Raw genomic sequence first — 25,837 nt, 5'->3', positions numbered from 1 at the left:
AAGAGCGTGCAAACGTTCCGAAAGAATGTGCAAAATCCGGAACAATCCGCAAAAATTTTGCACATTATTTCAGAATCCATCTGAAATAATTTGAAAAAGTGATTCTGAAATAATGTGCTAATTTACAATAGTTATAAAAGAAATAAATGAAAGAATAGATGATCTCGAAAAACTTATAAGCCTCTATGAGCAAAAGCAAGATGTTTATGACTCTTTTAACGCTTGGAGGAACGATGTAAAGAGAACGTTGAGTGAAAATTTTTCTGAACCATCGATAAGTAAAGATTTTCTGATTGAAACGAAAGTGGTTCCAAATAAATTCTCGAGAGCCGACACTATTAGTAAAGTCGGAGAAGCTCTTCAAAAAAGTAGAGATATTTTGAGTAAATTAAAATCTGACGTTGAGTCCGGTAAATACTTACCAGAGAAAAGTGCTGAGGATCATATAGACAAAACAATAGCTGTAACAATTATCCGAAAGATTTTGAAGAATTTTCATAAACACATTGAGGCGATGTATCAAGATGAAGTTCATGGTAATGGTACGATCAAAAAGGAAGATTTAGATAAGATTAAAATTGGAAATGAGTACGATGTTCAGCGGATACTATATTCGCTAATCAGACCAATATTTCCAGATGCTAGATTAGAGGTTGTAGATGATGCTGGTTATGCTTCCGTCAGATATGATATAGTACTCGATGAATATGGAATTGTAATAGAGGTGAAATGTACAAGGGAAAACATGACTGAACGTAAATTAAGGGAAGAGTTAGGATCAGATTCATTTCATTATGAAGCCGATCATCTTTTCCTGTTTATATTTGATGAAGTGAAATTAATAAAAAACCCTGATGCTTTTGAGAAGGCTTTTCGAAGAGAAAAACAAAGTTTTGATAAAGAACTTGAAACAATTATTATTCGAGAAATCACTTTCTGATTTCTAAAATGCAAAGAATTTTGCTAAGGTGAATGGCATGAATGCTCACAGATGTTTATTGCAAAATAAAAGTGGCTCTGACTCAATCTTGGTGATCGGAAGAGGTTCATTGAGAAAATGAATGTGCAAATAAGATTTTTATTTGTATTCTCAATTACCTCAATTTTCCATAAAAAGAACGTAAGAGCCATTTTCTTTTTTTGCGACGAGAATATTTGTTGGCCGAAAAATCAGGGGTATCATTTTTCGGAAGAATGTATATACTATGTATATACATTTTGGGTTGGGGGTGATATAATGAACTCAAAGGAACATTTAGAAAACAAAATAAGCCAAAATAAAGGGGGGAACTACATGTCTACAGTTGTTGCTCAAAAATGGGGAAACAGTTTGGGCATTCGTATCCCAAAAGAGGTTGCTGATCAAATAGGGATTAAACAAGGTTCCGAAATGGAATTAAACGTGATTGGAAATGAAGGTATCATCACATTAAAGCCAAGAAGAACACGGAAGAAATACTCATTGGAAGAACTAATATCACAGATTACGCCTGAAAATCGACACGAGGAAATTGATTTTGGGATAGAAGGGCGTGAATTGATTTAATGCCAGCAGACGTACCAGAGAGAGGCGATTTCGTTGTTTTAAACTTCAACCCACAAGCTGGTCATGAGCAGGCTGGGAGAAGGAATGCTATTGTTTTATCGCCTAAAGAATTCAATCAAGCAACAGGATTTATAGCTGTTTGTCCGATTACCAATCAAAAGAAGGGTTATCCTTTCGAAGTGGATTTACCAAAAGAAGGAATATCCCTTGATGGCGATGGCTATCCCATAACAGGGGTAGTTTTAACTGATCAAATTAAATCATTGGATTGGAAAGCTCGTAATCTAAAAATTTTAAAGAAGTATAATCGAGAAGATGCACAAATTGAAGAAATAGATGAAATCATTGATGAATGCCTAGCGAAAATAGAAACATATCTGACTTGACATAATCCTTTCTCTTTCAGAGAGGGTTATTTTTTGTACTTTAAAGTTTATTGGTAATTTTCGGTAAGTTAATTTTAGCTAGGCAAGTGTCGAAAAACGAAATTAGTAAGTTGATGGTTCATGTGTGTTGATTAGCCAATAAAATCCAAAGAGGACCGGGCGCAGATGGCGAAAATGCTTTATGGCTTTCTCACAAAGGCTAACTTGATGGAATAGCCATGGATTGTTGGTTGCCGGTTTTCCACGCGCTGCGCCAACAGCGGGGATGATCTATGTTCAATATTGAAAATCGGCAGGATAGCGAAAAAATGGATCGAAATTCAAGCATAATGTTCTCTTAGAAAAACGGTGTCCTCTGCTTGGGGACACCGTTTGGTTTAACATTCCTCGAAAGAAGTCTCCCACTTGTAAATGGAATGAAAGTGGGGGATGAACTTCGGGCAGGCGTAGTCTCACGTCGGTCAGAACCGTGGGGCACACGGGGCGGCTCGGTCAACTTCCTATCATGAAAATGGGCCCGAGAAGCCCCCACCTTTAAGCAAAGCGCAGGTGGGGGGCATGTCAAAACGCCCGCAAAAACCCGTCGAGGAAGTATTTCGCCATGTCGCGCTTCCGCACGTGGTGGATGGCGTCTTTGGACAAATGCGCGTTATTGAGTGGCAACCATACGTCCATGCCTTGTTTCAGGCCACGGGTTGGACGGGTGATGATGTATTCGCCGCCGGTGATGCCTTGTTCGAGTTCTTGGCGGTTTCCTTGTTTCATTCCGAGTTTGACGGGCTGCCGTTTGATTTGGCCGTCGCGGATGAGGTAGACGAACGCGTTGTTGCCTTGGCGTTCGATGGCGTCCGCCGGTACGGTCAGCGCGCCTGTTTTTTCTTTTGTGACGATCGTGATGTGAGCGTGATAGCCGAACGGGAGCGGCGGCTGCGGTTCGGCGGTCAGCTGGATGGTGAACGGGTACTCGCTTTTTTGCCGGAAGCTCGCTTCGGCGATCGGGAATCGGCCGATGTCGCGGATCGTGCCAGTCAGTTGCGCCTCTTGATTCGGGAGGCGAATCGTGGCCGATTGGCCTACGGCGAGTTGGCCGATGTGCGATTCATCCAGTTTTCCGCGGACGACCATCTTGGTTGATGCGATTGTAATGAGCGGCTGGGACGGGCTTGACGGGTTTGGGTTGACCTCTTCGATGATGCCGTCGACCGGGCTTTCGACCGTTTGCCCGTCTTTTTGTTCGAGCAGTTCTGTTTGTTGCTGCTCGAGGTCGTTTAGCTGCCATTCCAAGTCGGCTTTTTCGCGCGCGGCTTCGTTCGCTTTTTCGTCCCATTGCTGTTTTTCCGGGCTCGCCTCCGGCGCGGCGGCGGCCAGCGACTCGTAGCGATGGATGTCATCGGTGAGCTGGCCGATTTGGGCGGTCAGCTGTTGTTGTTTGCGCGCCAAGCGCTCGAGCTCGCGGTCGATGGCGTCGGTGCGGTAGCGCAACAGCGCGGTTCCCGCCTGCACCGATTGGCCGCTTTCGACGAGAATGTCGTCTATGGCGCCGCGCTCGGGGTCGTCATAGATGAACGTCCGCTCGGCTGGGGCGGTGAAGCCGGTTGTGCGGATCGTTTCTTGTATCGTTTGGTGCTTCGGTGTTGTCCATTCTTTGGCGTAAGCGGCTTTTGGCGCGCGGCTGTCATCGGCGAACGCCGCGTAAAACTGGGCGCCGATGAGGCCGATGGCGAAAACAGTGAGAACGGTTCGTTTCATGGCGATGTCTCCTTTCACGACGAAAACCATTCGAGCGGAAATTCGCTGGCAACAGCGGCGAAAAAGGCGAGCACAACATTGACGGCGACGACGGCCGCGGCGATGCGCCCGAGGCGCTGGCCTGTTAGGGCGCGCAGTGCGGCGATTTGAATATAGAGCCCCCAGAGCGAAAAGAGCGACACCGAGTGCAGCAGCGCCCATACGAACCGGTCGTCGGTAAGGTACGGCCCCCAGACGCCGAGCGAGAACGGCGAGGCGAGCGGGTCGAGGCCGAATGGCCATTCGAGAAGAAATGAAGCGGCCTCGCCGAGAAAAAGCGCGAATCCCGCCGGGAGCTGGGCGGCGAGCAATTTTTTGAACTCCGTTTCTTCAAACAAGGCGTAAAACGCAAGCGCGCTGATGAATAGGAAAAGAAGCGGAACGACGATTCCGCCGATCATATGCCCCGCGGCGAACAACAGATGCAAGAGCGTCCGCTGTTCTTCCGTGTAGCGCGGAAGGTGTTTCGCCAGTTCTTCCGTTCCGACGCCGACGTAGGCGCGGGCGAGCGAAAGGAGAGCAAAAAGGAACAGAAGCAGCAACACCATAGGAATAAGGCGTTTCACTTGCTCGGCTTCTTTGAGCCGGGAAAAGGCGATGTTCGGGTTCAGCCATTCGTTCAGCGGATGACTTCGGTATATCATCAGTCCATTCCTCCATCAATCGGTGTAGGCATAATCATATTTTAGTATAAAAGAAGGCGTCGTGTCACGAACGGATATTTTTTGCTAGATTGGTTTTTTAGTAGGGAATTTGGTGGTAAAATAGTAAGGTAGCAGTCATAGTGAAAAAGGACGATGATGAAACAGGGGGATGTCATGATTGCGGAAGTGGCTCGTTTTAGCGGCAATGTTCGTTTTTCTTTCGCTCGGCTGGACAAACAGCGGCCGGGCGGCGCAGGTTGATTCGTTCGCGGTGGCGGCGAAAGAGGCGGGGGCGCCGGTGTACGCTTGGATGGCCGGGCGGCTTGAGAACGTGGGAAAGTTGGACCGTGGGGAAGCGTTTGAAGTCGTCGGAGAAGATGAGCAGCATTACGTCATTTCGTTTGGGTTTGTGAGCGGAATGGTGAAAAAAACGGATGTGACGAAAGTCCGCCCGTCTGCGGGCAAACGCGCTCCAAACAAGTGGCGGCGGAGCGTGATCACCTTACAAGACGCCGAAGTATACGTGTTTGACCGCGGGGCCAAACAGGCCATCGGCATGATTCGCTCCGGGGTTCGCTATCCGGTGAAGGCGGAGACGCGGCTGTACTATTTGATTGAGATCGGCGGCCGCGACGGGTATGTTTACAAACATGTGACGGAGAACGATTACGGGGTGCCGGTGCTGCTCTACCACCACATTTTGGACGATTTCGATGAGCCGTTTTTCCGCTCGACGACGACGGTGCCGTTCAGCCAGTTTGCGAGAGAAATGACGTACTTAAAAGAAAACGGCTACACGGCCATTACGCCGGAAGCGCTGCTTGCCTATGTGCGCAAGGAGCAGCTGTTGCCGCCCAAATCGGTGCTTATCGCATTTGATGATGGATTGAAGTCGACATACATATATGCCTATCCGCTGCTCAAGCGGTACGGTTTCCCGGCGACGGTGTTTATGATCACAGGGCGGATGCGCCCGGCGCCCCAGCCGTTTGACCCGAGGGGACTGCAGTTTTTAAGCAAGCAAGAAATCGCGGAAATGCGCGATGTGATATCATTTGAAAGCCATACGAACCATTTTCATTTGTCGGATCGGCAATACGGCCCGTACTTGTTGTTTAAGCCGTACGAGGAAGCGATGGCGGACTTAAAGGCAAGCAAGGAGAAAATCGGGGCGACGGCGATTGCCTATCCGTTTGGCGCCTACAACGGACGAGCCGTTCAGATGGTGAAGCAGGCCGGATTTGTGATGGCGTTTACGACGAAGAAAGGAACCGTCTACCCGGGTGATTCGCCGTTTGAGTTGAAGCGGCAATGGGTGTACCCGCACATTTCGCTCAAGCAATTTGAACGGCTGTTGCGGCCGTAAATGGAACGCCGCACCCTCATTCACGAAGAGGGCGCGGCTGTGTTTTGCATCCGGCGGGGAAAGAGAAAGGAAAGAGCGAGTCCGATCGATAAAAACAACAGCGGCATGAGCGGCAGATTGTACCGCGGGTAAGCGAAAAAGACATTGTTTAACGCCGTGAAGTAGGCGATGAGGAAGGCGAAAAACAGCAGTTCCGGCCGTCGGCGCCGGTCCATGACGAGGGCGGCCAGCGCTGAAATGAACGCCAGGCGGATGAGGCGCTGGTGCCAAACGGTCATTTCCTGCTTGGAAACGCCGAAAATCTCGATCCAATAAAACGGAGCTTCCCACTGCGTTTTTGTTTTTTTGACGATATAGCTTTCCCACCATTGGGCCGGATTGGCGCGGTACCACGTTTTGATCCGCTGGATGGCGATGTCTTTTTTTCTTTTTTCCTTTTCATAATGGCTCATGTGCGGATGCTGTTTCTCGATCGAGTCGACCACTTCTCGATACGGCGGGCCGTAGCGGTAGCCGTACCCTTGGTAAGTGCCGAGCAACAGCGGGTCGCCGGAGCTGCCGGTCAAGGGGATGAACTCGCCGTAATGCATGTAGTTTCGCACCCACCACGGGCTGAGGGCGAGCACGACGAGCAGAGCGGCGATCGCCGCCTGTTTGCCTGCCAGCCGCCAAGGGTAGCGGACGAGCCACAAATAGCCGAGCAGCGCGAGCGGCACGAGAGCGATCGTCGGCCGGAAAAAGAGGCAAAAGAGATAGGCGGCCATCAGCTTGTAAAAATCGGTCATCCGCCGGTGGCGGCCGAGGCGGATGGCGAACCGGATGAACAAGAGGAAGCCGAATAAAAACGGCGCCTCGGTCAACGTTAAATTGTCCGTTTCGATGAGCGGAATGTACAAAGCGGCGCCGAAAGCGGCGATGACGCCCGCCCATGGGCGGCCGAGGTCGCTTCCGAGCGCGTAGATCAAAAAGACGCTTCCGACGCCAAAGGCGATCATCACGAGTTTGGCGGCATACAAACCGGCATCGCCCGCGCCGAAGAACAAAAACAAAGACGCCAAGAGCAGCGGCATGCCCGGCATAATATGGACGGTCGGTTCATCGGCCTTGTGGTACGTGAGCATGCCCGTTTCGAGCAACCGCTCGGCGCTGCGGACATAGCCCATATCATCGCTGTTGAGCGTCAAGTGCAAGCCGTACTTCCATAAAGCGAACAGACGCAAAGCCAAGGCAAGCAACAGCACGAGCAGCGCGGCTGTTTTCGGATGGAAGCGAATCGGCATGGCGGGTCCTCCTTGTTGGCGATGTCATGCGGCGGAAACGCCGATTAACGATACCCCGAGCATAATGAGAATGACGCCGGCGATTTTCACCCATGAAAGCGGTTCGCCAAATAGGACATACGCGCCGACGACCGCCAGCACGTAGGCGGTGCTTTGCAGGGGGTAGGCGATGCTGAGCGGGACGCGCGACAAGATGAACAGCCAGACGACCGTCGCCGCTCCGTATATGATGAGGCCAAGCAAAATCCAAGGCGACAACAGCAGCTTGATGATGGACAACACGTCCGGTTCAAACGACCGGTGCATCATCCCGTATTTCCATAAAAACTGGCCGGTGACAAGCAAGACGGTGTTCAGCCCAATCCATAGCCAACTGCTTGCGTTCATCGCACTCTTCCTTTATGTTCGGTGTGGTGAAGTTCGTGTTTTAACAAGGCGATTTCTTGGACGAGCCGTTTGATCGTTTCGCCTTGTTCAGACAAAACGATCGATTGGTACAGCAAGACGTTTAACACGACGATAAAGGCGATGGCAAAAATGAGCGCCGGCATGTACGAAATGCCAAGCATGGAAGCCAACCGGTTGAGCGGCGCGAGGCTGAACGCGCCAAGCAGCCCGAGGATGGATAACGAAAACCAGAGAAAGGCTTGCTTGTCGCGCAACCGGTTGCGGACGGAATAGAAAACGACTTGGATGAAGAACCATGACGCCAGCAGCACTGTAATCCACTGGACGCTGTTCATGTCCTTCCCTCCCTCGTCTCAAACATGGCCCGGATTAGCGAGGTGAACGTCACTTTGGTCATATAGTACAACGACTTGAGCGGCGTAATCGATGACCGTCCCCCTTGGCGCGCGTTCATTTCGACTTTTGTTTCCTTGATGCGGTATCCTTTTTTGGCCAGCCGGGCGATCACTTCGACTTCGGGGTAGTCAACGGGATAGTCGCGGGCGAACTCGCGGATGATGCGGCGATTGACGATGCGGTAGCCGGATGTCGGGTCGGTGATTTTGACCCCGCACGCGAGGTAAAGCAAAAAACAGAAGTACAAAATGCCAAGGCGGCGGAGCCGGCTGCCTTTGTAGCCCGTTTTTTCGACAAAGCGGGAGCCGATGACCATATCATAGTCCGACGCGGCGATTTCGGCGACGAGCGTCTCCAAATCGTCCGGGTCGTGTTGGCCGTCGGCATCGAGTTGAATGGCGTAGTCGTAGCCATGCTCGAGCGCATATCGATACCCGGTTTGCATCGCCCCGCCGATGCCTAAGTTCACAGGCAAGTCCAGATGACGGAACCCGCATTGGTCGAGAATTTCGCCCGTTCGGTCGGTCGATCCGTCATTGATGACAAGATAATCGTACGGGCATGTGCGCTGCAGACGGAGCACCGTATGGCGAATCGTCGCTTCTTCGTTATAGGCAGGGATGATGACTAACACCTTCATGACGGTTCCTCCCTTGCTTATACTCGAAGGGCTTGTTCAACCGATTAGTATAACATGTTCGCCGTTGCCTGTCATGTCGGATGCGGGCGTACAGAGCAACGGCGGTGTTCCTTGAAGCCGGCGAATTTCGTTGAGACAGAGGAGCTCGTTTCGCAGAGCTTCTCACCTTGGGCTTTGGTTGCATCAACCAACGCCCAAACCGGCTGTGAAAAACGGTGGCTTTGGTTTCATCGGTGTTTTGAGTCGCGAAGGAAGAGCTCGTTTTCAACAGCTTTTCCGCTTGGGCCGACAGCGTGTTGCCCGATTTTTCACGAAATCACCGGTCATCGAAAAAGTGCCGATAAGTTAGTATGGCGGAAATGGATCACCGTTATGCGCGTTTTGGTGAAAAATACCTCAAAAAAGTGAAGCGGGTTGCGCCGAAAGCATCTAGTGATTTCGTTGCTTTTCGATTACAATGAAAGCGGCTGATGGCCAAAAGGATCAATACTAGAGGGGGAATATGATTGAAAAGAGAGAAAAGATGGAGGAGGGCCGGGGCGGTTGGACTGTGCGTGCTGCTGATCGTTGCCTCGCTGTGGACGCCATACGGCGGGTCGGCCCGGGCGGCGGGCGGCCTGTTTCCCGATGTATCGTCAGGGCGCGCGGAAATTGAATATTTGGCCAGGCTCGGCATCATTCAAGGGTATAAAGACGGGAAGTTCCACCCTGAAGCGACGTTGACGCGCGTGCAGGCGGTGCTCATGATCGTCCGCCAGCTTGGATTGGAAACCGATGAGGAACTGCCGATGCCGTTTGCGGATGTCAAGCCGGGGAGCACCGGATACGAGGAGATTGCCTTGGCCGCGGCGTTGGGCATTGTCAGCGGGAAAACCGAGCGATCGTTTGATCCGTACGGCAAGCTGACGCGGGCGCAAATGGCGAAAATGTTTGCGAATGCGTACCATTTAAGCGGGAAGATGAAGACGGATTTTTGGGATGTCAAGCCGGACCACTGGGCGTATTCGTACGTGCACGCGTTGGCGGCGAACGAAGTGACGCTCGGCTATCCGGATGGCAGCTTCCGCCCGAACGCGCCGCTCACCCGGCTGCAGTTCGCCTTGTTTATGGCCCGGTATATGAATGACGAATTTAAGCCGCCTTTGACCACATCCCTTTCCCGTAAAGACATTATTGCGAAAAAGGAGAGCGTCGTCACCGTCTATGCGTACGATGAAAACGGGGAAGAACAGTCGCAAGGAAGCGGGTTTATGGTCGCCAATGGGCTGATCGTCACCAACTTCCACGTGATCAGCGGCGGGGCATCGTTCACCGTGGTGACGAGCAATGGGGAAGAGTATGAGATAGAAGGGGTTGTCGATTATGACCTTGATTTGGATGTGGCGCTGTTAAAGCCGGTTGATTTGTTGCCGGTTAAGCCGTTGCGGCTCGGTTCTATCGACATGGTAGAGGTGGGGGATGATGTGGTCGCGATCGGCAGCCCGCTTGGCCTTTCCGATTCGGTTTCAACCGGAGTGGTGAGCGCGATTCGCACGCTTGAACTCGAACAAGGCGAAGCCGATTTTATTCAGTTTACGGCGCCGGTGACCCACGGCAGCTCGGGGGGACCGCTCTTTAACATGTACGGGTATGTGATCGGGATTGTTTCGTTCGGCTTAGGCGAAGGGGAGTTGAACTTTGCCTTGGCGGCCGATTACGTTCGCGAAGCTGTGTATGTATACGCGCAAGTGCCGTTCTATCAGTTGCCGGTCATCCCGGCCGATGAGCTGCCTGTGTATGAGGAAGAGCAAGGGGAAGAAGAAAAGGAACAAGGCGAGCCGGCGGCAACGGAGAAGTTTGCGCTTGAGGGGCCGCTTGTGGACATCATCGCCCATCCGTCGCAGCCGATTTTGTACGGCATTGACTATTTGAATCGTGTGGTGGAAATCAACTATGAAACGCGGAGCGTGCGCAACATTTCCTTGCCGCTGCCGGCCGAACGGCTCTATTTTGCCCAGGATGAACTGTACGTGACCCTGCTAAAAGGGGAGCATAGCTCTTATTGGCAGGAAGAAAACCAAAAAGGCGCGATTGCGGTGATCGATGCGAATGCATTTCAATTGAAGGAAACATTTGACATCGACTTGGATCCATTTGATATTGTCGCCGATGGCCGCTATATTTACGTTTCGTCCGGATCCGGGCAGCACACAGTCATCAAAAGCTATGATCGGTTCACCAAGCAGGAAGTGGATTCTGAGCTGATTTACGAGGCGAACCGGATTGAGATGCATCCAAGCCAAGCGATGATTTACGCGATCTCGACGAACGTAAGCCCGATTGACATGTCCGTATACCGGATTGCCGACGGTCATTTCGTTGAAACGTACTCATCTCCTTATCATGGCGACTACGACTTGAAGCCGGATTTCGTTCTTTCACCGGACGGCAAGTACATGTTCAATGACGCCGGGTTTGTGTTTTACACGACCGCGCAAAAAAGCGTCAACATGACGTATGCGGGCGCGATTGAGCCGTTCTCTTCCGCCGCATTCGATTTGGCGAAAGGTCTCGTGTATGCGGCGCAAGGCAACCAGATTATGGCGTACGACAGCGCCACGCTCAAGAAAGTGAAACAATGGTCGGTCGAGGGGGAAATCGCGCATATTGCCGTGCATCGTGGAACAATCGTGTTCGTGACAACGGTCACGCCGGACGGGGGCGGAGCGAAAACGACCATGGTCGAGTTGTTTGATCCGTCCTAAGCGAACTAAAGAGGGGATCCGACAAAACGGTAGGATCCCCTCTTTTTTTGGCAAAAAACATCCATGAGTAAGCTTTTACTCGCCACCCAAGCATGAAAATAACCGCTCATGGATTCATTATTTTCACAGAAAAAAAAGCGCCAGCGATCCTTTCACAAGGAGGCTGGCTGATCAACCTAAACCCTATCGACATCATTCTACAACGTTCGACAAAATTTGTCGACAAGCAAATTGTTCATCGTATGGAAGCAAGAGGGAACATCTCCTAAACTATTTTGGAAAAACTACCATATCCCCAACTCATTTCGCATAGATGATGAATTTGGTATAATAGATGGGAATTCGTTATAGAGGAGCGAAATACGGATGCTTTCACTCTTAAAAAGAGCGATCAGTTATACGAACGAACGGCAGTTAAAAAAATATATGCGCATTGTGGAACAAATTAACGGTTTAGAGTCAAAAATGGAGAAACTGACCGATGCCGAGCTGCGCGCGAAGACCGATGAGTGGAAAGAGCAGCTCGCCTCAGGCAAGTCGGTGGATGACATTAAAGTGGAAGCGTTCGCGGTTGTCCGCGAGGCGGCAAAGCGGGTGCTGGGCATGCGCCATTTTGACGTCCAGTTGATCGGCGGCCTCGTGTTGGCGGAAGGAAACATCGCGGAGATGGCCACCGGCGAGGGGAAAACGCTCGTCGCTTCCCTTCCAAGCTATTTGCGGGCGCTTGAAGGGAAAGGGGTGCACGTTATTACGGTCAACGATTATTTGGCCAAACGCGACCGGAACTTAATCGGCCAAATTCATGAGTTTCTCGGCTTGACGGTCGGGCTCAATTTGCCGCTGATGTCGCCGCAAGAAAAGAAGCGGGCGTATGAAGCCGATATTACATACGGCATCGGTACGGAATTTGGCTTCGACTACTTGCGCGACCATATGGTGTACGATGCGGCGGAAAAAGTGCAGCGTCCGTACCATTACGCGATCATCGACGAGATTGACAGCGTGCTGATTGATGAAGCGAAAACGCCGCTTATTATCGCCGGGAAAGCGCGCCCGAGCGCCGACTTGCATTACGTCGCCGCCAAACTCGTCAAGCGGTTTGAGCGCGACATCGATTACTTGTTTGACGCGGAAACGAAAACGGTCAACTTAACGGACGACGGCATTGAAAAAGTGGAAAAAGCGTTTGGGGTCGACAATTTATACGACTTGCAGCACAAAGTGTTGTATCATTACGTCATCCAAGCATTGCGGGCGCATGTATTGTTTAAACGCGATGTCGATTATATTGTCCGCGACGGCAAAGTGCTGCTCGTTGACGCGTTTACCGGGCGCGTGATGGAAGGCCGTTCGTTAAGCGACGGGCTCCATCAAGCGATTGAAGCGAAGGAAGGGCTCGAAATCACGGAGGAGAACAAGACGCACGCCTCCATCACCATTCAAAATTATTTCCGCATGTACCCGATTTTATCTGGCATGACCGGAACGGCGAAAACGGAAGAAAAGGAATTTCAGCGCATTTATGGGATGGATGTCGTTCCAATTCCGACTAACAAGCCGAAAATCCGCCTTGATTTGCCCGACCGGGTGTACATGACCCGCCATGACAAATACGTCGCCGTCGCCAAGGAAGTGAAGCGCCGCCATGAAAGCGGGCAGCCGGTGTTGATCGGGACGACTTCGATTTTGCAGTCGGAAGAAGTGGCCAAGTACTTGGATCAAGAGCACGTGCCGTATGAGCTGCTCAATGCGAAAACGGTCGAGCAGGAGGCCGAGGTGATTGCCAAAGCCGGCCAGCGCGGGCGGGTGACGATCGCGACGAACATCGCCGGCCGCGGGACGGACATTTTGCTTGGCGAAGGGGTCGATAAGCTCGGCGGGCTGCACGTCCTTGGCACCGAGCGCCATGAGAGCCGGCGGATCGACAACCAGCTGAAAGGACGGGCCGGGCGCCAAGGGGATCCAGGTTCGAGCCAATTTTTCCTCTCCCTTGAAGATGAGATGTTCCGGCGCTTTGCGGCCGAGGAGACGGAAAAATGGAAGGCGAAGCTGAAAGCGGATGAAACAGGCTGCATTTTGAACGACGAGATTCACGCGTTTGTCGATAAAGTGCAGCGCATCGTCGAAGGGCTGAACTTTTCCGTTCGCGAGTACCATTTAAAGCTTGACGATGTCATGAACGAACAGCGCAACGTCATTTACCATATCCGCGACCGCGTGCTTGACGAGGAGGACCGGGTGGGGCTCGTTGCGCCGATGATCCGCTCCGCATGCGAGCGCATCGTGGCGGCGTACACGCCGTCTGAGCAAATCCCGGAAGAATGGGATGTCGGGCGCATGGCGGAAGAGCTGAACCGCATCTTGTACCGCCCGCCTGTTGCGTTTGACCGCCCGCCGGCTGATCGTGACGATGTGAAGCGAGCCGTCGCCGAGGCGGTCGACGCACAGCTTTCGTTCCTAGAAGGGAAAAAAGGCGATTCCCGCCTGCAGTCGCTGTTAAAAAGCGTCATGTTGACGGTCATCGATGACCATTGGATGCGTCATTTGGATCATATGATGCTGTTAAAAGAGGGGATCGGGCTGCGTCAATACCAGCAAGAAGACCCGATTCGCCTGTACCAAAAAGAAGGGTTTGAGCTGTTTCAAGCGATGTATGCAGCCATCGAAAACGAAATCAGCACTCATGTGACAAGGCTGCTTCAAGCGTTCGAGCAGGAAGAAAGCAAATAAAAAGGGGGAGTGTTCATTGTTTCCGTTTTTGAAGAAAAAGAAAAAAAGCGGCGGCGATACGACGGTAGAGGCTCAAGACATCATCAACGAGGCGGGGGAAGCAAGCGGCGAAGAGGAAGAGGTGCACACGGAGCTGTCGCTTCACCCGTCCTGGAACGTGCCGACAGAAGAGCAGTATGTGCTTCGGTTTTTCAACAATGAACTGCCGCCGTTAAAGCCCAATCAAGTTTCCTTATCCGGCATCAGCCTAACGAAAGAAATCGATGGGGTGATGGTCACCGCCTTTGTCCGCCATAGCTTGCCGCATTCGATCCAAATCGGGCGTGTTCCGCTTTTGTTGCTTCGTGAAGACGGGACCATTTTGGCGCGAAAGGAGTTCGACTTGCGCGAACTCGGCGAACTGCCGCCGAAAACGAGCCGCCCATGGCGCTTTCTATTCGGCCGCGAAACATTGCGGGCGGAGGAAATTCCGGCGGAAGGCTGGAAGCTGGCGTTTGAATTGAAGCCGAAACATCGTCTCGACCTCGATCCAACGTGGGAGGAAGTGTTGCCGGAAGCGGAAAAAGAGGCGCTTCGGCGCATTGTGGACGAATTGGGGGCGCCAAAGGAGAACGAGGTGAACTTTTTCGGTCTCCAGGCGGCGATGAACGATGGCGGGTTGCGCGTGACCGTCTTGATCCGAAACGGCAGCCACAAAACCGTTTGCCTTGAGCAGCTGCCGCTCGAGGTGGAAGATGCGGCGGGGGACGTGGTCGCCCGGGGAGGCTTTAAGCTCGATCGCCTGGAAATCAAAGCAAATACAACGAAACCGTGGACGTTTATTTTCCCGCCGGCGGTCGTGCAAAAAGACGACCCCGATCTCAGCAGCTGGAAACTGAACGTCATCCGCGGGTAGTGGTGAGGACGTTTTGTCGCTTGACAGAACGTCCTTAATTTTTTGGGCAAAAAAGGAAGACACCCACTTAATAAGCGGATATCTTCCCCGGCCTCAACCCGTCCATCGCACCTTCTACTTTATCCATGCAAAACGGAGGACGGTCTCCGATATTTATTGTATCACATCGGACATAACAGACAAGCCAAAAAGTGAAAATATTATACAAAATGCATGAATTATCCTCCATATCCATTCGCTTCATCCTAAAAATTGTCAATCCCCCGCCGTTTTTCCGTTGTTTTTTACGAATGAGTATAGAGGAGAGCCCGAAAATGGCAAAATTACATGTTTAATAGTTTTCTTCTGTATGATATAATCCACAATGGTGATGACTCTATTTTTTATAGTATTTCCCGTGCGCATCGCTGTTATGCGTGCGGGCGGTTGCCGCTTGCTCAACATATTGGCAAACAATGAAAAAATCGTTGGACAAGAAAATGAACCAAGTGGTTATGATAAGATTAAGGAGGATTTTTTATGGGTTACTTTTTGACCTTGTTGCTTTGCTTTCTTGCCTCCGTATGTATCACCCCGCTGGTGAAACGATTGGCGTTCGCCATCGGTGCCACAGACCGGCCCAATCAGCGGAAAGTGCATCAGAAAGTTATGCCCCGTTTAGGCGGGTTAGCCATATATGTCGCCTTTGTCATCGGCGTCTTGTTTTTGGATCCCGATAATGCCGTCGAAGTCCCGATTTTAATCGGCAGCGTCATTATTATTATTACCGGGATTCTCGATGATTTAATCGAGCTCTCCCCAAAAGTCAAGTTGACTGGCCAGCTGATCGCGGCGTTTGTCGTCGTCGTATTCGGCGGGATTCAGGTGGAATACATTAACTTGCCGTTTGGCTCCCAGCTGCATTTCGGTGTGCTCAGCATCCCGTTAACGATCCTTTGGATCGTTGGCATTACCAACGCCATCAACTTAATCGACGGGTTGGACGGGTTGGCCGCGGGCGTCTCGGCGATCGCCTTGGTCACGATCACGTGGATGGCGTTTTTAAAAGGCGATTTGTTTGTCGCGGGCATGAGCATCATCTTAATCGGCAGCATTTTAGGGTTTTTAGTCTACAATTTCCACCCGGCAAAAATTTTTATGGGGGATACGGGCGCGCTCTTTTTAGGGTACATGATCTCGGTTCTGTCGCTGCTCGGGTTTAAAAACGTAACGGCGATTTCGTTTATCATCCCGGTCATCATTTTAGGGGTGCCGATTTCCGATACGTTTTTTGCGATTATTCGCCGTTTGGTAAAGCGGCAGCCGCTGTCGGCGCCCGACAAATCGCATTTGCATCATTGCCTGCTTCGGCTCGGATACACCCATCGCCAAACCGTGCTGATCATTTACGGCGTGAGCGCTTTGTTCGGGTTGATTGCCGTGATTTTATCGAAAGCGGCGGCATGGGTGTCGCTCATCATTTTAACCGTCATCGTGCTCGTCCTAGAAGTGGTGGCGGAGAAAATCGGCCTCGTCGGGCATGAGTATCGCCCGATTTTGCGGATTGTCCAAGGCCTCCGGTATGTAAACGGCAAGATGAAATAACGAAAGGTGTCCCAGAAAGCGGGACACCTTTTTTGATGGCTGTACGTCAAGCTGCGACGAGAAGTTCATTCCTCAGAAGAGAGCGGCTATGCACAAGAAAACGGCGGCGTCCCATATCGGGACCCGCCGTTTTACTGATCGTCATCTTGTTCCCCTGGCGATATGGGAGCCGCCGATGCTTGCAGCTGGGCGCGCAGGGCGTCGGACACTTGCTCGACGGATTGTTCATCGAGGCGGTAGTAGTAAACCCCTTCATTGTCATCCGTCCCTTTAAGGACAAGCGATTCCGTCTGAATGGAGTTGCCCGACGATACGTAATAAATCAACGCTTTTATATCCCCGAAGGTGAAGTTCGTTTTCATATTGCTTCCAATCGCTTCAATGACATCATCATATTTCGGAATGGAACCGGCATGGCTTGCTTTTTTCAAAATGGCTTGCAAAATTTGTTGCTGCCGCTTGCCGCGTTCGATGTCATTGTCTTTTTTGCGCGTCCTGGCCAACGCCAGTGCTTCTTCCCCGTTTAAGTGCTGATAGCCCTTTTTGAGGACGATGGCGTTGCGATGGTCTTCGGCGTCTTTCTCACGGATGTCATACGGCACTTCCATTTCAATGCCGCCGAGCGCATCGACGACATCGATGAAGGCGTAGAAGTTCATCTTGACGTAGTAGTCAATGGAGATGTCAAATAAATGTTCGACAGACTCGATCGTGCATTTCGTCCCCCCATAAGCATGCGCATGGGTAATTTTATCGTAATCGTCTTCACAAGGGATGTAGACGTACGAATCGCGCGGGATGCTCACCATTTTGACGGATTTTGTTTCGGCGTTAAAAGCGGCCAAAATGAGCGCGTCGGATCGCGTATCGCTTTGGAAATTGCGCGTTTTGCTGTCGTCAATGCCGATAAACAATACGGTAAAACTATCTTTTTTCGGATCGAGATGATCGCCTGCATCTTGTTTTGTGCCGATCTCCTCATACGCCTCGTTCATGGCTGTTTTCATTTTATGCATTAAAAAAGAAGCATAGCCAAGGCCGCTGGCGGCCAATACTAAAAAGAGAAGCAGGCATCCGAATACGATGCGCCGTCTCCGCTTTCGTTTTTTTATTTTTTTTCGATGAAGTTTTCGTTCATGGGCCATGGTGAAAAAGCTCCTTCACACTAGTTTCATCATTGCTGTCCAGGAGGGAGGTCGAGTTCTACATACTGTTGTTCTCCCGCCTGAATATCCGCCCTGCCGTTTGTCAGTTCCGTGATCCATTCATTGAACGGGTGTTGGCCGTCCTCGGGAACAAAAACGTCGAACGTAACGCGGTCGGCGTAGTCGATGTTTTTAATAGTATATACGGACGACCGCAATTCATTTTCCACTTTCCCAAGCCACGAATAGTCGATCGTCACCTGCATGACGCGCATGAGCCGGCGTTCGACGATGCCTGCGGCGTTCAAGCCTTCCGAGACGGCGCGGCCGTAAGCGCGCACCAAGCCGCCAGCGCCGAGTTTAATGCCGCCGAAGTAGCGGGTGACGACGGCAACGGTGTCTTTCACCCCTTTTTTCTTCAGCACCTCGAGCATCGGCACGCCCGCCGTGCCGCTCGGTTCGCCGTCGTCATTCGCTTTTTGAATTTGATCGTGCTCGCCGATCACATACGCCGAACAGTTATGGGTGGCGTCCCAATGTTTTTTCTTGATCTGTTGAATAAAAGCAACCGCCTCTTCTTCCGTTTCCGCACGGTTGATATAGCAAATAAACCGCGACTTTTCAATCACGATTTCGTGTTCGCCGTATCCTTTAACCGTGTAATAGTTTTGTAACAAAGTAATACACCCCGATCTTGAAAAGGTGCAGCGCTGTTCGTTTTTGTCTTTTTTTTTGCAGGAAAGGCTAGCGCTTTGCCCTAACTATGGTAAACTGAAAATAAAAGAGTCACAGATAGGGTAAACTAAAAATAAAAGGTTCACAGGTAGGACATGCTTTTACTATTATAAATCGACAACTTTTTTCCTTCAAATAAATTTTGTTGGCGCTCATGCATATCGCTTGGCAGCGCTGTTGGAGGTTGGCAAATGATCGGGGAAAAACGTTGGGATGTCAAACATTTAGATGAAATTGTCGAAAAAATGGTCGACACCGTTCAACATAGCAAAGATGAAATTTTCCATATCGGTGAACAGTCGCGTCAAGAGCAGGATCATTTGCTTCGCGAGCTTGAGGAGGTGAAGCGGCTGACGGTGCAGGCGATTGAGGAGGCCGACCGGCTTGAAACCGAAGCGCGAAAGGCGCGCCGCCGCCTGTCGGAAGTGAGCCAAAACTTTTCCTCGCACTCCGAGCAAGACATTCGCGAGGCGTATGAAGCGGCGCACGAGTTGCATATGAAACTGGCGATGGTGCGCGAGCGCGAGAAACAGCTGCGCCTGCGCCGCGATGAGCTTGAACGGCGCCTGGCAGGCCTCGTGCAAATCATCGAGCGCGCCGACCATTTAGTCGGGCAAATTACCGTTGTCCTGAACTACTTAAACAGCGATTTTCGCCAAGTGAGTGAGCTGATTGAAGGGGCGAAGCAAAAGCAAGCATTCGGGCTGAAAATCATCGAAGCGCAAGAAGAAGAGCGGCGGCGGCTGTCGCGGGAAATCCACGACGGCCCGGCGCAGCTGCTCGCCCATGTCCTGCTTCGCTCCGACCTCGTCGAAAAGGTGATCAAAGAGCGGGGGACGGAAGCGGCGGTCACCGAAATTCGCGATTTCCGCAAAATGGTGCATTCGGCCCTGTCCGAAGTGCGGCGCATTATTTACGACTTGCGGCCGATGGCGCTCGACGATTTAGGATTAGTTCCGACACTTAAAAAATATTTGCAGACGACCGAAGAATATAACAAGGGAGTCCACATTTCCTTTGTACATATCGGCGAAGAAATTCGGCTGCCGTCGCGGATGGAGGCGGCCGTGTTTCGGCTTGTCCAAGAATCGGTGCAAAATGCCTTAAAGCATGCCGAAGCGCGCCATATCGACGTCAAAATGGAAGTGACGTGCCGCCATCTGCTTGTTAGCGTCAAGGACGATGGCAAAGGATTTGATCCATCGGTCAAAAAAGAAAATGCGTTCGGCTTGATTGGAATGCGGGAGCGGGTGGAGCTGCTCGGCGGCACGTTGACGATTCGTTCGAAACCTGGCAGCGGCACGACCGTGTTCATCCGCGTTCCGATTGACCGTTCAGCCGCAGACATGACCAAGGAGGAGAGGAAACGATGAAAACACGCATCGCCATTATCGATGACCATTCACTATTCCGTGAAGGCATTAAGCGCATTTTAGAATTTGAAGGCGATTTTGAAGTCGTGGCCGAAGGAAGCGACGGAAGCGAAGCGCTTTCAATCGTCGAAACATACCGACCCGATTTGGTGCTGATGGACATTAACATGCCGGACATCAACGGCGTTGAGGCGACGAAACAGCTGATTGAAGCTTACCCTGATACGAAAGTCGTCGTGCTGTCGATTCATGACGATGAAAACTATGTCATGCGCGCCTTGCAGACGGGAGCGACCGGGTATTTGTTGAAGGAGATGGACGCCGATACACTCATTGAGGCGGTGAGAATCGTCGCGGAAGGCGGATCGTATTTGCATCCGAAAGTGACGCACAACTTAATTCGCGAATACCGCCGTCTGACGTCGGAAAAAGGCGGCGTGGCGGTCAAACAAGAAGTGCGCCGCCCGCTCCATTTGTTGACGCGGCGCGAATGCGAAGTGCTGCAGCTGTTGGCCGACGGCAAAAGCAACCGCGCCATCGGCGAAGCGCTGTACATTAGCGAAAAAACGGTGAAAAACCACGTCAGCAGCATCTTGCAAAAATTAAACGTCAATGACCGGACGCAAGCCGTTGTGGTTGCGATCAAAAACGGCTGGGTGGAGGTGCGCTGACAGCGGGGTTGTTTTTCCTCGGCACACCGATGCGTTTTTTCCTCGGTGTGCTGGCATCATGGCTGCTGTTCCGAGCGGCTTGGCGGAGGTCGATCCTACGAGAGCGGTTTCATTGAATAGCGCGGAGCGTTCTCGAGGCCGCTTCGTCCTGGCCGTCAACCGCCAGAGGGGCGAAAGGGCGGCGGGGACCAAAAGAGGATCATCGAAAACGGCACGATCGGTACAAGGAGCGCCTGCAGGTGGACAGGCGGCGGCAACGTTCGGCGGCCCGCCTAGTTGAGCGAAGGTGAATTGCAGAAGGGATCCCCCGACCGTATAGTGGAGGATGGCCCGTCTTTTTGGTATAATGGAAGAAAAGGCTGAATCAGGAAGGAATGGCGCCTGTGAAAACTGCGATTGTCACCGATAGTACCGCCTATTTGCCGAAAGAGGTGCGCGAGAGGCTTGGCATTCGCCTCATTCCGCTCAGCGTCATCTTTGGAAACGAAACGTACCGCGAAGAGATTGACATGACGGCGGAACAATTTTTCGCGAAAATCAAGCAGCATCCGACGTTGCCGACGACGTCGCAGCCATCGGTCGGCGAGTTTGTCGATTTGTTCACCGCCATTCGCGAGGAAGGATATGAAGCCGTCATCAGCATCCACCTTTCAAGCGGCATCAGCGGCACCTACCAAGGAGCGGTGACGGCGGGGACGATGGTCGAAGGGTTGCACGTTTACGCTTACGATTCCGAGATCAGTTGCATGGCGCAAGGGTTTTACGCCATCGAAGCCGCCGAGATGGCTCAAGCGGGGAAGACGCCGGACGAGATTCTCGCCCGTCTTGATGAGATGAAGCGGACGTTGCGCGCCTATTTTATGGTCGACGACTTGTCCCACCTGCAGCGCGGCGGACGGCTCACTGGCGCGCAGGCGTTCATCGGCGGCCTGTTGCAAATCAAGCCGCTCCTTCGCTTTGAAAACAAAGTGATCGTGCCGTTTGAAAAAATCCGCACGCGCAAAAAGGCGGTCAAACGAATCGAAGAACTGTTCGCCGAAGATGCGGACAAAGGCGTGCCGCTCAAAGCGGCCATTATCCATGCCAACCAGCCTGATGAAGCGAACCGCTGGCGCGGCGAACTGGCCGCCCGCTACCCGCACGTCGAGTTTTGGATCAGCTATTTCGGCCCGGTCATCGCCACGCACGTCGGCGAAGGCGCGCTCGGGCTGACTTGGTACGAGCGATGACCGCCTGCGGGCGGCTGAGCGCCGCCCCCAACTCCACCCGCAGCCAAGCGCAAGGCGGAATGGACCGTTCCGCCTTGCGAGGCGGTGAAGTTCGGTTGCGCAACGGTTGCGGTATACGTTTGGCTTTTATGTCGCCTCTATTGTCCGCCATCATTTGGATCACCCCTCCCATTCGTACAAGAGTTTTTCCGGTTTCCCCGTCTAACTCCGATGCACCGCCATGTTGCCGGCAGTTCTCCTTCGATGAGATCCCCAATCACCGCCTGCCGCTGCCAAGTTCGGTCGTTGTCTTTCGCCGCCTTTACGCCTACGGACTCGATCGGAGATGTGATGTTGGCGGAACGTGTCGAACCGTTTTCCTTACTCGGAAAAGTTGTCGCTATTTCCCCGGGAATGGTGTCGAAACACGTTCGAGATTGGCGCAATGGCGCGCTTGCACGTTCAGCGGTGTCGGATGTCGCCGCCTTCATTCCCTTGAACGGATGGGGATGAAAGCGAAAACCGGACGATCCGAACTTGTCTAGTGAGCGAAACATCGTCAAGTCGGCTGTTTTGTCCCCGCTCAATGTTGCCAATTCGGGTGCCGCTCTTTTCTCCCGCCTTTCGGTGGCCAAAGGAGCGACGTTTTCCAATTTGAGAAGAAACCATTTTTTGCGGCTTTTTCACCACATCATCCGCCTTCTCGATTTTTGCCAAAGGGTTTAGAGAACTGGCGATTTCATGAAGAGTCGGCCCAACACGCCCTTTTCTCAAGCCCGGAATCTTGACTTCTTCCTTCTCTCGTGACAGAACACAACGACGGAGCCACTATTCCATCCTTTTCGCCCCGACTAGGCGTTTGTAGAAATTTCAAAAGGAGGGAAGCCCATTGCCCATTCTTCTGCCATCTGTTGCCCCGCCGCTAGCCGCATGGCTCAACGGCCAACGCCTCCCGCGCGAACAACTGCCGTTTTCCGCCGGAGAAATCGACGCCGCTATACAGGCGGGGGTGATTTGCGAACAGCCCGGGCTGATCAAAACAGCGCGCGGCTGGCGCTGCGTCCGCTGCGGAAACGACGATCCCCGCCTTTTCGCCTCATTTCCGTGCGCCCGCTGCGGAGTGGATTGCGCTTATTGCCGCAAATGTTTGGTGATGGGGCGCATCAGCGCGTGCACCCGCCTTGTTCACGTTTCTTCACCGCTTCCACAAGAACGATGCGCCGCGCCGCTCGCCTGGGACGGGAAACTGTCCGCCGCCCAAGAAGAGGCCGCCCGTGCAGTCCGCCAGGCGGTGCTTGACCGAAGCGAGCTGATCGTTTGGGCTGTATGCGGGGCGGGGAAAACCGAGATCTTGTTTCCCGCCATCGCCGCCGCGCTCGAGGAAGGAGGGCGCGTTTGCCTCGCCACGCCACGAACTGACGTCGTCCGTGAGCTCGCCCCCCGCTTTCACCAAGCATTTCCACGCGTTCCGCTCGCCGTGTGGCATGGCGGAAGCGACGAGCGCGGGCGGATCACCCCGCTCGTTCTGTCGACGACTCACCAGCTGCTGCGCGCCTACCGCGCGTTTGACGTCATGATCGTCGATGAAGTCGACGCCTTCCCGTATTCGGTCGAACCGATGCTCGAATACGCCGTCCGGCAAGCGCGAAAAGACCGATCCAGCCTCATTTCGTTAACTGCCACCCCATCCCGCCCCTGGCAGCGCGACATGGCCCGCGGCAAGCGCCAGGCGGTCACCATCCCCGCCCGCTACCACGGCCGTCCGCTTCCCGTCCCCGCGTTCGAATGGTGCGGCAACTGGCGCAAACGGTTAGAGCGCGGCCGTTTGCCGGAAAACGTCCTCGCCTGGGTCCGCCATCGTTTGGAACAAGGAAAACAAGCGTTTTTGTTCGTCCCTCATATCGATGAACTCGAAGCCGTCACCCGCCTTTTGCAGCGGGTCGATTCCCGCATTGTCGGCGTTCACGCCGAGTCCCCCGACCGCGCCGACCATGTGCAGGCGTTTCGCGATGGGCGCGTTCCGCTGCTCGTCACCACGACGATCCTTGAGCGCGGCGTGACGGTGCCGAACATCGATGTCGCCGTCCTTGGCGCTGAAGAACGCATTTTCACCGAAAGCGCCCTCGTGCAAATCGCCGGCCGCGTCGGCCGCCACGCCGCGTTCCCTGGCGGCGATGTCCGCTTTTTCCACCATGGGAAAACGACCGAGATGGTGCGGGCGCGCCGCCACATCCTCCGCATGAACGACGAGGCGCGAAAAAGGGGGCTGCTGCGCCCATGAACTGCCTTCTTTGCCATTCCCCGTACTACCCGATCGCAAGCTGGCGCCAGCTTCTCTTCCTTGAAGATCCAGACGTCCTCTGCCCGCGCTGCCGCGGGTCGTTCGCCGTCATTCGCGGCCGCGTTTGCGAAACGTGCGGCCGTCCGCTTGACGAGGCGTCGCCATCCTTGTGTGCCGACTGCCTCCGCTGGCAGGACGATGAACAATGGGGCAAGGTGCTTGTCAAAAACCGCTCGGTGTACGTGTACAACGACTGGATGAAAGACGTCGTCGCCTTATGGAAATTCCGCGGCGATTATGTCATCGCCGAGGCGTTCCGCCGTCCGTTTGTCCAGGCGTTTTTCCGCCAGTTCGGCCGCGGCTGGCACGTCGTCCCGATCCCGTTAAGCCGCGAGCGCCTCGATGAGCGCGGCTTCAACCAAGCCGAAGCGCTCGCCCGCCTGCTTCCATCCCCGTATTTCCTTTGGCTGGCCCGTCGGCATTCCGAGAAGCAGTCGAAAAAATCGCGCCGCGAACGGCTGGACACCGACAACCCGTTTTTCCTCGTTGACTGCCCGCCGCTGGCTGGGAAACGAATCGTCCTCATCGATGACATTTACACCACCGGCATCACCGTCCGCCACGCCGCCCGCGTCTTGCTTGAAGCGGGGGCGGCGGAAGTCGGGGCGCTGACGCTCGTACGGGCGTGAAGGGTGTAAACATTCTGGGGGATGTGCCGATATAAACAGTAGCAACTGAATTGAGCGGAAGGTGAACGGGGATGGAAATTCGCAACATGTTGATCAGACAAACGACGGCAGGCGCAGATCAACCGTTGTTGCTTCAAAAAGGCCAAATATACGAGGTAACAGTCAAAGAAGTGAAAGGCAATGAAGCGGTTGTGCATATCAAAGGTATAGATGTAAAGGTGCGGGCGGAAGGAGAATGGCCGAAGGAAGGACGGGCCGCGATACAGATTGTCAATGAACAAGACGGCTTTCCGATCGCAAGGATTGTTTCCCGTCCCCAAACAGAGGCCGTCGAACAGATGACTCGATCAGCCGTTTCCGAGCCGCTGTCTTCTGAATTAAAACAAATCGAATTATGGCTTCAAAAGCAAGGACAGCCGCTCACGAAAGAAACGATTTCCACGTTGCGGACGTTTTTCGCCGAATCTTCGGGCACAGTAGAACAAAAATTAGACACCGTCCGCGCTGTCATCAATAAAAAATTGGAACTAACAAGCACCCACCTTACGGCCGTCCATGAGGCATTGCATGGCCCGCCGTTTGGCGAGCGGTTGGCAGCCGTTGCTAAGAAACTAGACCCCACCTTCGTCCGAGGCAACGAAGTGGTACAAAGTACGGAGAACGAAACAACACCTCCCCATTCCTTGAATATGGATGACCATTCGGAACGGATGCAAAAGCCAGTAACCGATACGTTCAGCAGCGGAGCGGACCAAGGGAACAGGACAGCGGACAGAATCCGTGAACTCGCCGCCAAGGAACTTCCTACTAAAAGCCTGCTGCCGGAAGAAACGGTCTATTCAAGAGACGGGGGACAAAAAACAAAGGAATCTCCCGACAAGGACAACATCTGGCACACCTCGTCACAAGCAGCCTGGGCGGAAAAACCGCCGGCCAGTGAGAGGAGCACCCGATTTCATCAATTACGCGAACAAGTTATTCGCGAACCAAACGTATCAAAAGCGGTGGAATATGCCCGCCGCCAAGTAGTCGAAGCGCCGGATGTCGATCGGAATGTGGCGGAACGAGTTGATCGCACGTTGCGCGAGGTGGTTCAACTGCAACGCCAAGGGCGTGACGGCGAAGCGCGGGCGCGGTTGAACCAGGCGTTGATGCAGGTCGAGCAGGAGGTTCGAGCTTCGGAGGCCGGCAATCGTGTCAATGAGAAAGCTTCCCGAACATTGGACAACGTGGCCAAACAACTTCGTGAGCTCCGAACCGAAGCAGCGCGGTCTTTCGACCTGTCCAAAGTGTTAACGCAAGTGCGTGAACAGCTTGTCGACCGTGAT

General features: G+C 52.9%; 21 protein-coding genes and 1 pseudogene. 14 read left to right on the top strand and 8 right to left on the bottom strand.

Annotation, left to right across the window (positions count from 1 at the left end; all coding sequences use genetic code 11):
• The first annotated feature begins 247 nt into the window (after positions 1-247).
• From ACTVDO_RS16460 to ACTVDO_RS16450, 3 genes are all read left to right on the top strand, one after another.
• Positions 248-940, top strand: a complete 693-nt coding sequence (locus tag ACTVDO_RS16460) for a hypothetical protein (RefSeq protein ID WP_442901889.1) — start codon at positions 248-250, stop codon at positions 938-940.
• A gap of 297 nt (positions 941-1,237) precedes the next feature.
• Positions 1,238-1,546: an AbrB/MazE/SpoVT family DNA-binding domain-containing protein gene (locus ACTVDO_RS16455; RefSeq protein ID WP_442901888.1), complete on the top strand. Its 309-nt coding sequence runs from the start codon at positions 1,238-1,240 to the stop codon at positions 1,544-1,546.
• A complete protein-coding gene (locus ACTVDO_RS16450; protein ID WP_442901887.1) occupies positions 1,546-1,932 on the top strand; it encodes a type II toxin-antitoxin system PemK/MazF family toxin in 387 nt (128 codons plus the stop codon). The genes ACTVDO_RS16455 and ACTVDO_RS16450 overlap by 1 nt, the downstream gene beginning before the upstream one ends.
• 561 nt (positions 1,933-2,493) lie before the next feature.
• On the opposite strand, the gene ACTVDO_RS16445 is transcribed toward ACTVDO_RS16450, so the two are convergent.
• Together ACTVDO_RS16445 and ACTVDO_RS16440 are read right to left on the bottom strand one after the other, a co-directional pair.
• Positions 2,494-3,681: an efflux RND transporter periplasmic adaptor subunit gene (locus tag ACTVDO_RS16445; RefSeq protein WP_442901886.1), complete on the bottom strand. Its 1,188-nt coding sequence runs from the start codon at positions 3,679-3,681 to the stop codon at positions 2,494-2,496.
• Between the two features lie 14 nt (positions 3,682-3,695).
• Positions 3,696-4,364: a YIP1 family protein gene (locus ACTVDO_RS16440; protein ID WP_020961282.1), complete on the bottom strand. Its 669-nt coding sequence runs from the start codon at positions 4,362-4,364 to the stop codon at positions 3,696-3,698.
• A 178-nt stretch (positions 4,365-4,542) separates the two neighbouring features.
• Here ACTVDO_RS16440 and ACTVDO_RS16435 point away from each other — a divergent pair, with 178 nt between their 5' ends.
• Complete coding sequence (locus ACTVDO_RS16435) at positions 4,543-5,730, top strand: polysaccharide deacetylase family protein (RefSeq protein ID WP_442901885.1); 1,188 nt, start codon at positions 4,543-4,545, stop codon at positions 5,728-5,730.
• A 20-nt stretch (positions 5,731-5,750) separates the two neighbouring features.
• On the opposite strand, the gene ACTVDO_RS16430 is transcribed toward ACTVDO_RS16435, so the two are convergent.
• Genes ACTVDO_RS16430 through ACTVDO_RS16415 form a run of 4 tightly spaced genes read right to left on the bottom strand, consistent with a single transcriptional unit; the run spans position 5,751 to position 8,454 of the window.
• Positions 5,751-7,010: an ArnT family glycosyltransferase gene (locus ACTVDO_RS16430; protein WP_020961280.1), complete on the bottom strand. Its 1,260-nt coding sequence runs from the start codon at positions 7,008-7,010 to the stop codon at positions 5,751-5,753.
• 24 nt (positions 7,011-7,034) lie between these two features.
• Positions 7,035-7,397: an EamA family transporter gene (locus tag ACTVDO_RS16425; RefSeq protein WP_020961279.1), complete on the bottom strand. Its 363-nt coding sequence runs from the start codon at positions 7,395-7,397 to the stop codon at positions 7,035-7,037.
• Positions 7,394-7,753: a DUF2304 domain-containing protein gene (locus ACTVDO_RS16420; protein ID WP_020961278.1), complete on the bottom strand. Its 360-nt coding sequence runs from the start codon at positions 7,751-7,753 to the stop codon at positions 7,394-7,396. Before ACTVDO_RS16420 ends, ACTVDO_RS16425 begins: the two co-directional genes overlap by 4 nt.
• The gene (locus ACTVDO_RS16415; RefSeq protein WP_020961277.1) at positions 7,750-8,454 is read right to left on the bottom strand and encodes a glycosyltransferase family 2 protein; all 705 of its coding nucleotides are present in this window, start codon (positions 8,452-8,454) and stop codon (positions 7,750-7,752) included. The genes ACTVDO_RS16420 and ACTVDO_RS16415 overlap by 4 nt, the downstream gene beginning before the upstream one ends.
• 506 nt (positions 8,455-8,960) lie before the next feature.
• On the opposite strand from ACTVDO_RS16415, the gene ACTVDO_RS16410 reads away from it, so the two are divergent.
• From ACTVDO_RS16410 to ACTVDO_RS16395, 4 genes are all read left to right on the top strand, one after another.
• Positions 8,961-11,198: an S-layer homology domain-containing protein gene (locus ACTVDO_RS16410; RefSeq protein ID WP_442901884.1), complete on the top strand. Its 2,238-nt coding sequence runs from the start codon at positions 8,961-8,963 to the stop codon at positions 11,196-11,198.
• Positions 11,199-11,564: 366 nt separating this feature from the next.
• Entirely contained in the window at positions 11,565-13,928 is a 2,364-nt protein-coding gene (gene secA2, locus ACTVDO_RS16405) for an accessory Sec system translocase SecA2 (protein ID WP_442901883.1), read from the top strand.
• A gap of 16 nt (positions 13,929-13,944) precedes the next feature.
• Positions 13,945-14,823, top strand: a complete 879-nt coding sequence (locus ACTVDO_RS16400; RefSeq protein ID WP_442901882.1) for an accessory Sec system S-layer assembly protein — start codon at positions 13,945-13,947, stop codon at positions 14,821-14,823.
• Between the two features lie 519 nt (positions 14,824-15,342).
• The gene (locus tag ACTVDO_RS16395; protein ID WP_020961272.1) at positions 15,343-16,407 is read left to right on the top strand and encodes a glycosyltransferase family 4 protein; all 1,065 of its coding nucleotides are present in this window, start codon (positions 15,343-15,345) and stop codon (positions 16,405-16,407) included.
• A gap of 131 nt (positions 16,408-16,538) precedes the next feature.
• Here ACTVDO_RS16395 and ACTVDO_RS16390 read toward each other — a convergent pair whose 3' ends face one another.
• Together ACTVDO_RS16390 and ACTVDO_RS16385 are read right to left on the bottom strand one after the other, a co-directional pair.
• Positions 16,539-17,552, bottom strand: a complete 1,014-nt coding sequence (locus ACTVDO_RS16390) for an LCP family protein (protein ID WP_020961271.1) — start codon at positions 17,550-17,552, stop codon at positions 16,539-16,541.
• A gap of 29 nt (positions 17,553-17,581) precedes the next feature.
• Positions 17,582-18,229, bottom strand: coding sequence for a YigZ family protein (locus tag ACTVDO_RS16385; protein WP_020961270.1), 648 nt, complete (start codon positions 18,227-18,229; stop codon positions 17,582-17,584).
• Positions 18,230-18,478: 249 nt separating this feature from the next.
• On the opposite strand from ACTVDO_RS16385, the gene ACTVDO_RS16380 reads away from it, so the two are divergent.
• From ACTVDO_RS16380 to ACTVDO_RS16355, 6 genes and pseudogenes are all read left to right on the top strand, one after another.
• Positions 18,479-19,660: a sensor histidine kinase gene (locus ACTVDO_RS16380; RefSeq protein ID WP_442901881.1), complete on the top strand. Its 1,182-nt coding sequence runs from the start codon at positions 18,479-18,481 to the stop codon at positions 19,658-19,660.
• Complete coding sequence (locus ACTVDO_RS16375) at positions 19,657-20,331, top strand: response regulator (protein ID WP_044744233.1); 675 nt, start codon at positions 19,657-19,659, stop codon at positions 20,329-20,331. Before ACTVDO_RS16380 ends, ACTVDO_RS16375 begins: the two co-directional genes overlap by 4 nt.
• 383 nt (positions 20,332-20,714) lie before the next feature.
• On the top strand, positions 20,715-21,560 hold the full coding sequence (locus ACTVDO_RS16370; RefSeq protein WP_442901880.1) for a DegV family protein: 846 nt from the start codon (positions 20,715-20,717) through the stop codon (positions 21,558-21,560).
• An 868-nt stretch (positions 21,561-22,428) separates the two neighbouring features.
• Positions 22,429-23,820, top strand: a complete 1,392-nt coding sequence (locus ACTVDO_RS16365) for a DEAD/DEAH box helicase (RefSeq protein ID WP_442901879.1) — start codon at positions 22,429-22,431, stop codon at positions 23,818-23,820.
• Complete coding sequence (locus tag ACTVDO_RS16360) at positions 23,817-24,509, top strand: ComF family protein (RefSeq protein ID WP_442901878.1); 693 nt, start codon at positions 23,817-23,819, stop codon at positions 24,507-24,509. The genes ACTVDO_RS16365 and ACTVDO_RS16360 overlap by 4 nt, the downstream gene beginning before the upstream one ends.
• Positions 24,510-24,580: 71 nt before the next feature.
• Positions 24,581-25,837, top strand: a pseudogene (locus tag ACTVDO_RS16355) (hypothetical protein); the annotation flags it as partial.

This window comes from Geobacillus sp. BK01, assembly GCF_052220245.1.
Classification (GTDB): domain Bacteria; phylum Bacillota; class Bacilli; order Bacillales; family Anoxybacillaceae; genus Geobacillus.
Note: the sequence above shows the minus strand (reverse complement) of the source record. Positions and strands in the feature narration are given on the sequence as shown.

What these genes read in the sequence shown, in the direction of transcription:
- ACTVDO_RS16445 (WP_442901886.1), bottom strand. Translation starts at nt 3,681, where the DNA reads ATGAAACGAACCGTTCTCACTGTTTTCGCCATCGGCCTCATCGGCGCC.
- ACTVDO_RS16360 (WP_442901878.1), top strand. Translation starts at nt 23,817, where the DNA reads ATGAACTGCCTTCTTTGCCATTCCCCGTACTACCCGATCGCAAGCTGG.
- ACTVDO_RS16450 (WP_442901887.1), top strand. Translation starts at nt 1,546, where the DNA reads ATGCCAGCAGACGTACCAGAGAGAGGCGATTTCGTTGTTTTAAACTTC.
- ACTVDO_RS16430 (WP_020961280.1), bottom strand. Translation starts at nt 7,010, where the DNA reads ATGCCGATTCGCTTCCATCCGAAAACAGCCGCGCTGCTCGTGCTGTTG.
- ACTVDO_RS16425 (WP_020961279.1), bottom strand. Translation starts at nt 7,397, where the DNA reads ATGAACGCAAGCAGTTGGCTATGGATTGGGCTGAACACCGTCTTGCTT.
- ACTVDO_RS16380 (WP_442901881.1), top strand. Translation starts at nt 18,479, where the DNA reads ATGATCGGGGAAAAACGTTGGGATGTCAAACATTTAGATGAAATTGTC.
- ACTVDO_RS16420 (WP_020961278.1), bottom strand. Translation starts at nt 7,753, where the DNA reads ATGAACAGCGTCCAGTGGATTACAGTGCTGCTGGCGTCATGGTTCTTC.
- ACTVDO_RS16395 (WP_020961272.1), top strand. Translation starts at nt 15,343, where the DNA reads ATGGGTTACTTTTTGACCTTGTTGCTTTGCTTTCTTGCCTCCGTATGT.
- ACTVDO_RS16415 (WP_020961277.1), bottom strand. Translation starts at nt 8,454, where the DNA reads ATGAAGGTGTTAGTCATCATCCCTGCCTATAACGAAGAAGCGACGATT.
- ACTVDO_RS16440 (WP_020961282.1), bottom strand. Translation starts at nt 4,364, where the DNA reads ATGATATACCGAAGTCATCCGCTGAACGAATGGCTGAACCCGAACATC.
- ACTVDO_RS16455 (WP_442901888.1), top strand. Translation starts at nt 1,238, where the DNA reads ATGAACTCAAAGGAACATTTAGAAAACAAAATAAGCCAAAATAAAGGG.
- ACTVDO_RS16375 (WP_044744233.1), top strand. Translation starts at nt 19,657, where the DNA reads ATGAAAACACGCATCGCCATTATCGATGACCATTCACTATTCCGTGAA.
- secA2 (WP_442901883.1), top strand. Translation starts at nt 11,565, where the DNA reads ATGCTTTCACTCTTAAAAAGAGCGATCAGTTATACGAACGAACGGCAG.
- ACTVDO_RS16390 (WP_020961271.1), bottom strand. Translation starts at nt 17,552, where the DNA reads ATGGCCCATGAACGAAAACTTCATCGAAAAAAAATAAAAAAACGAAAG.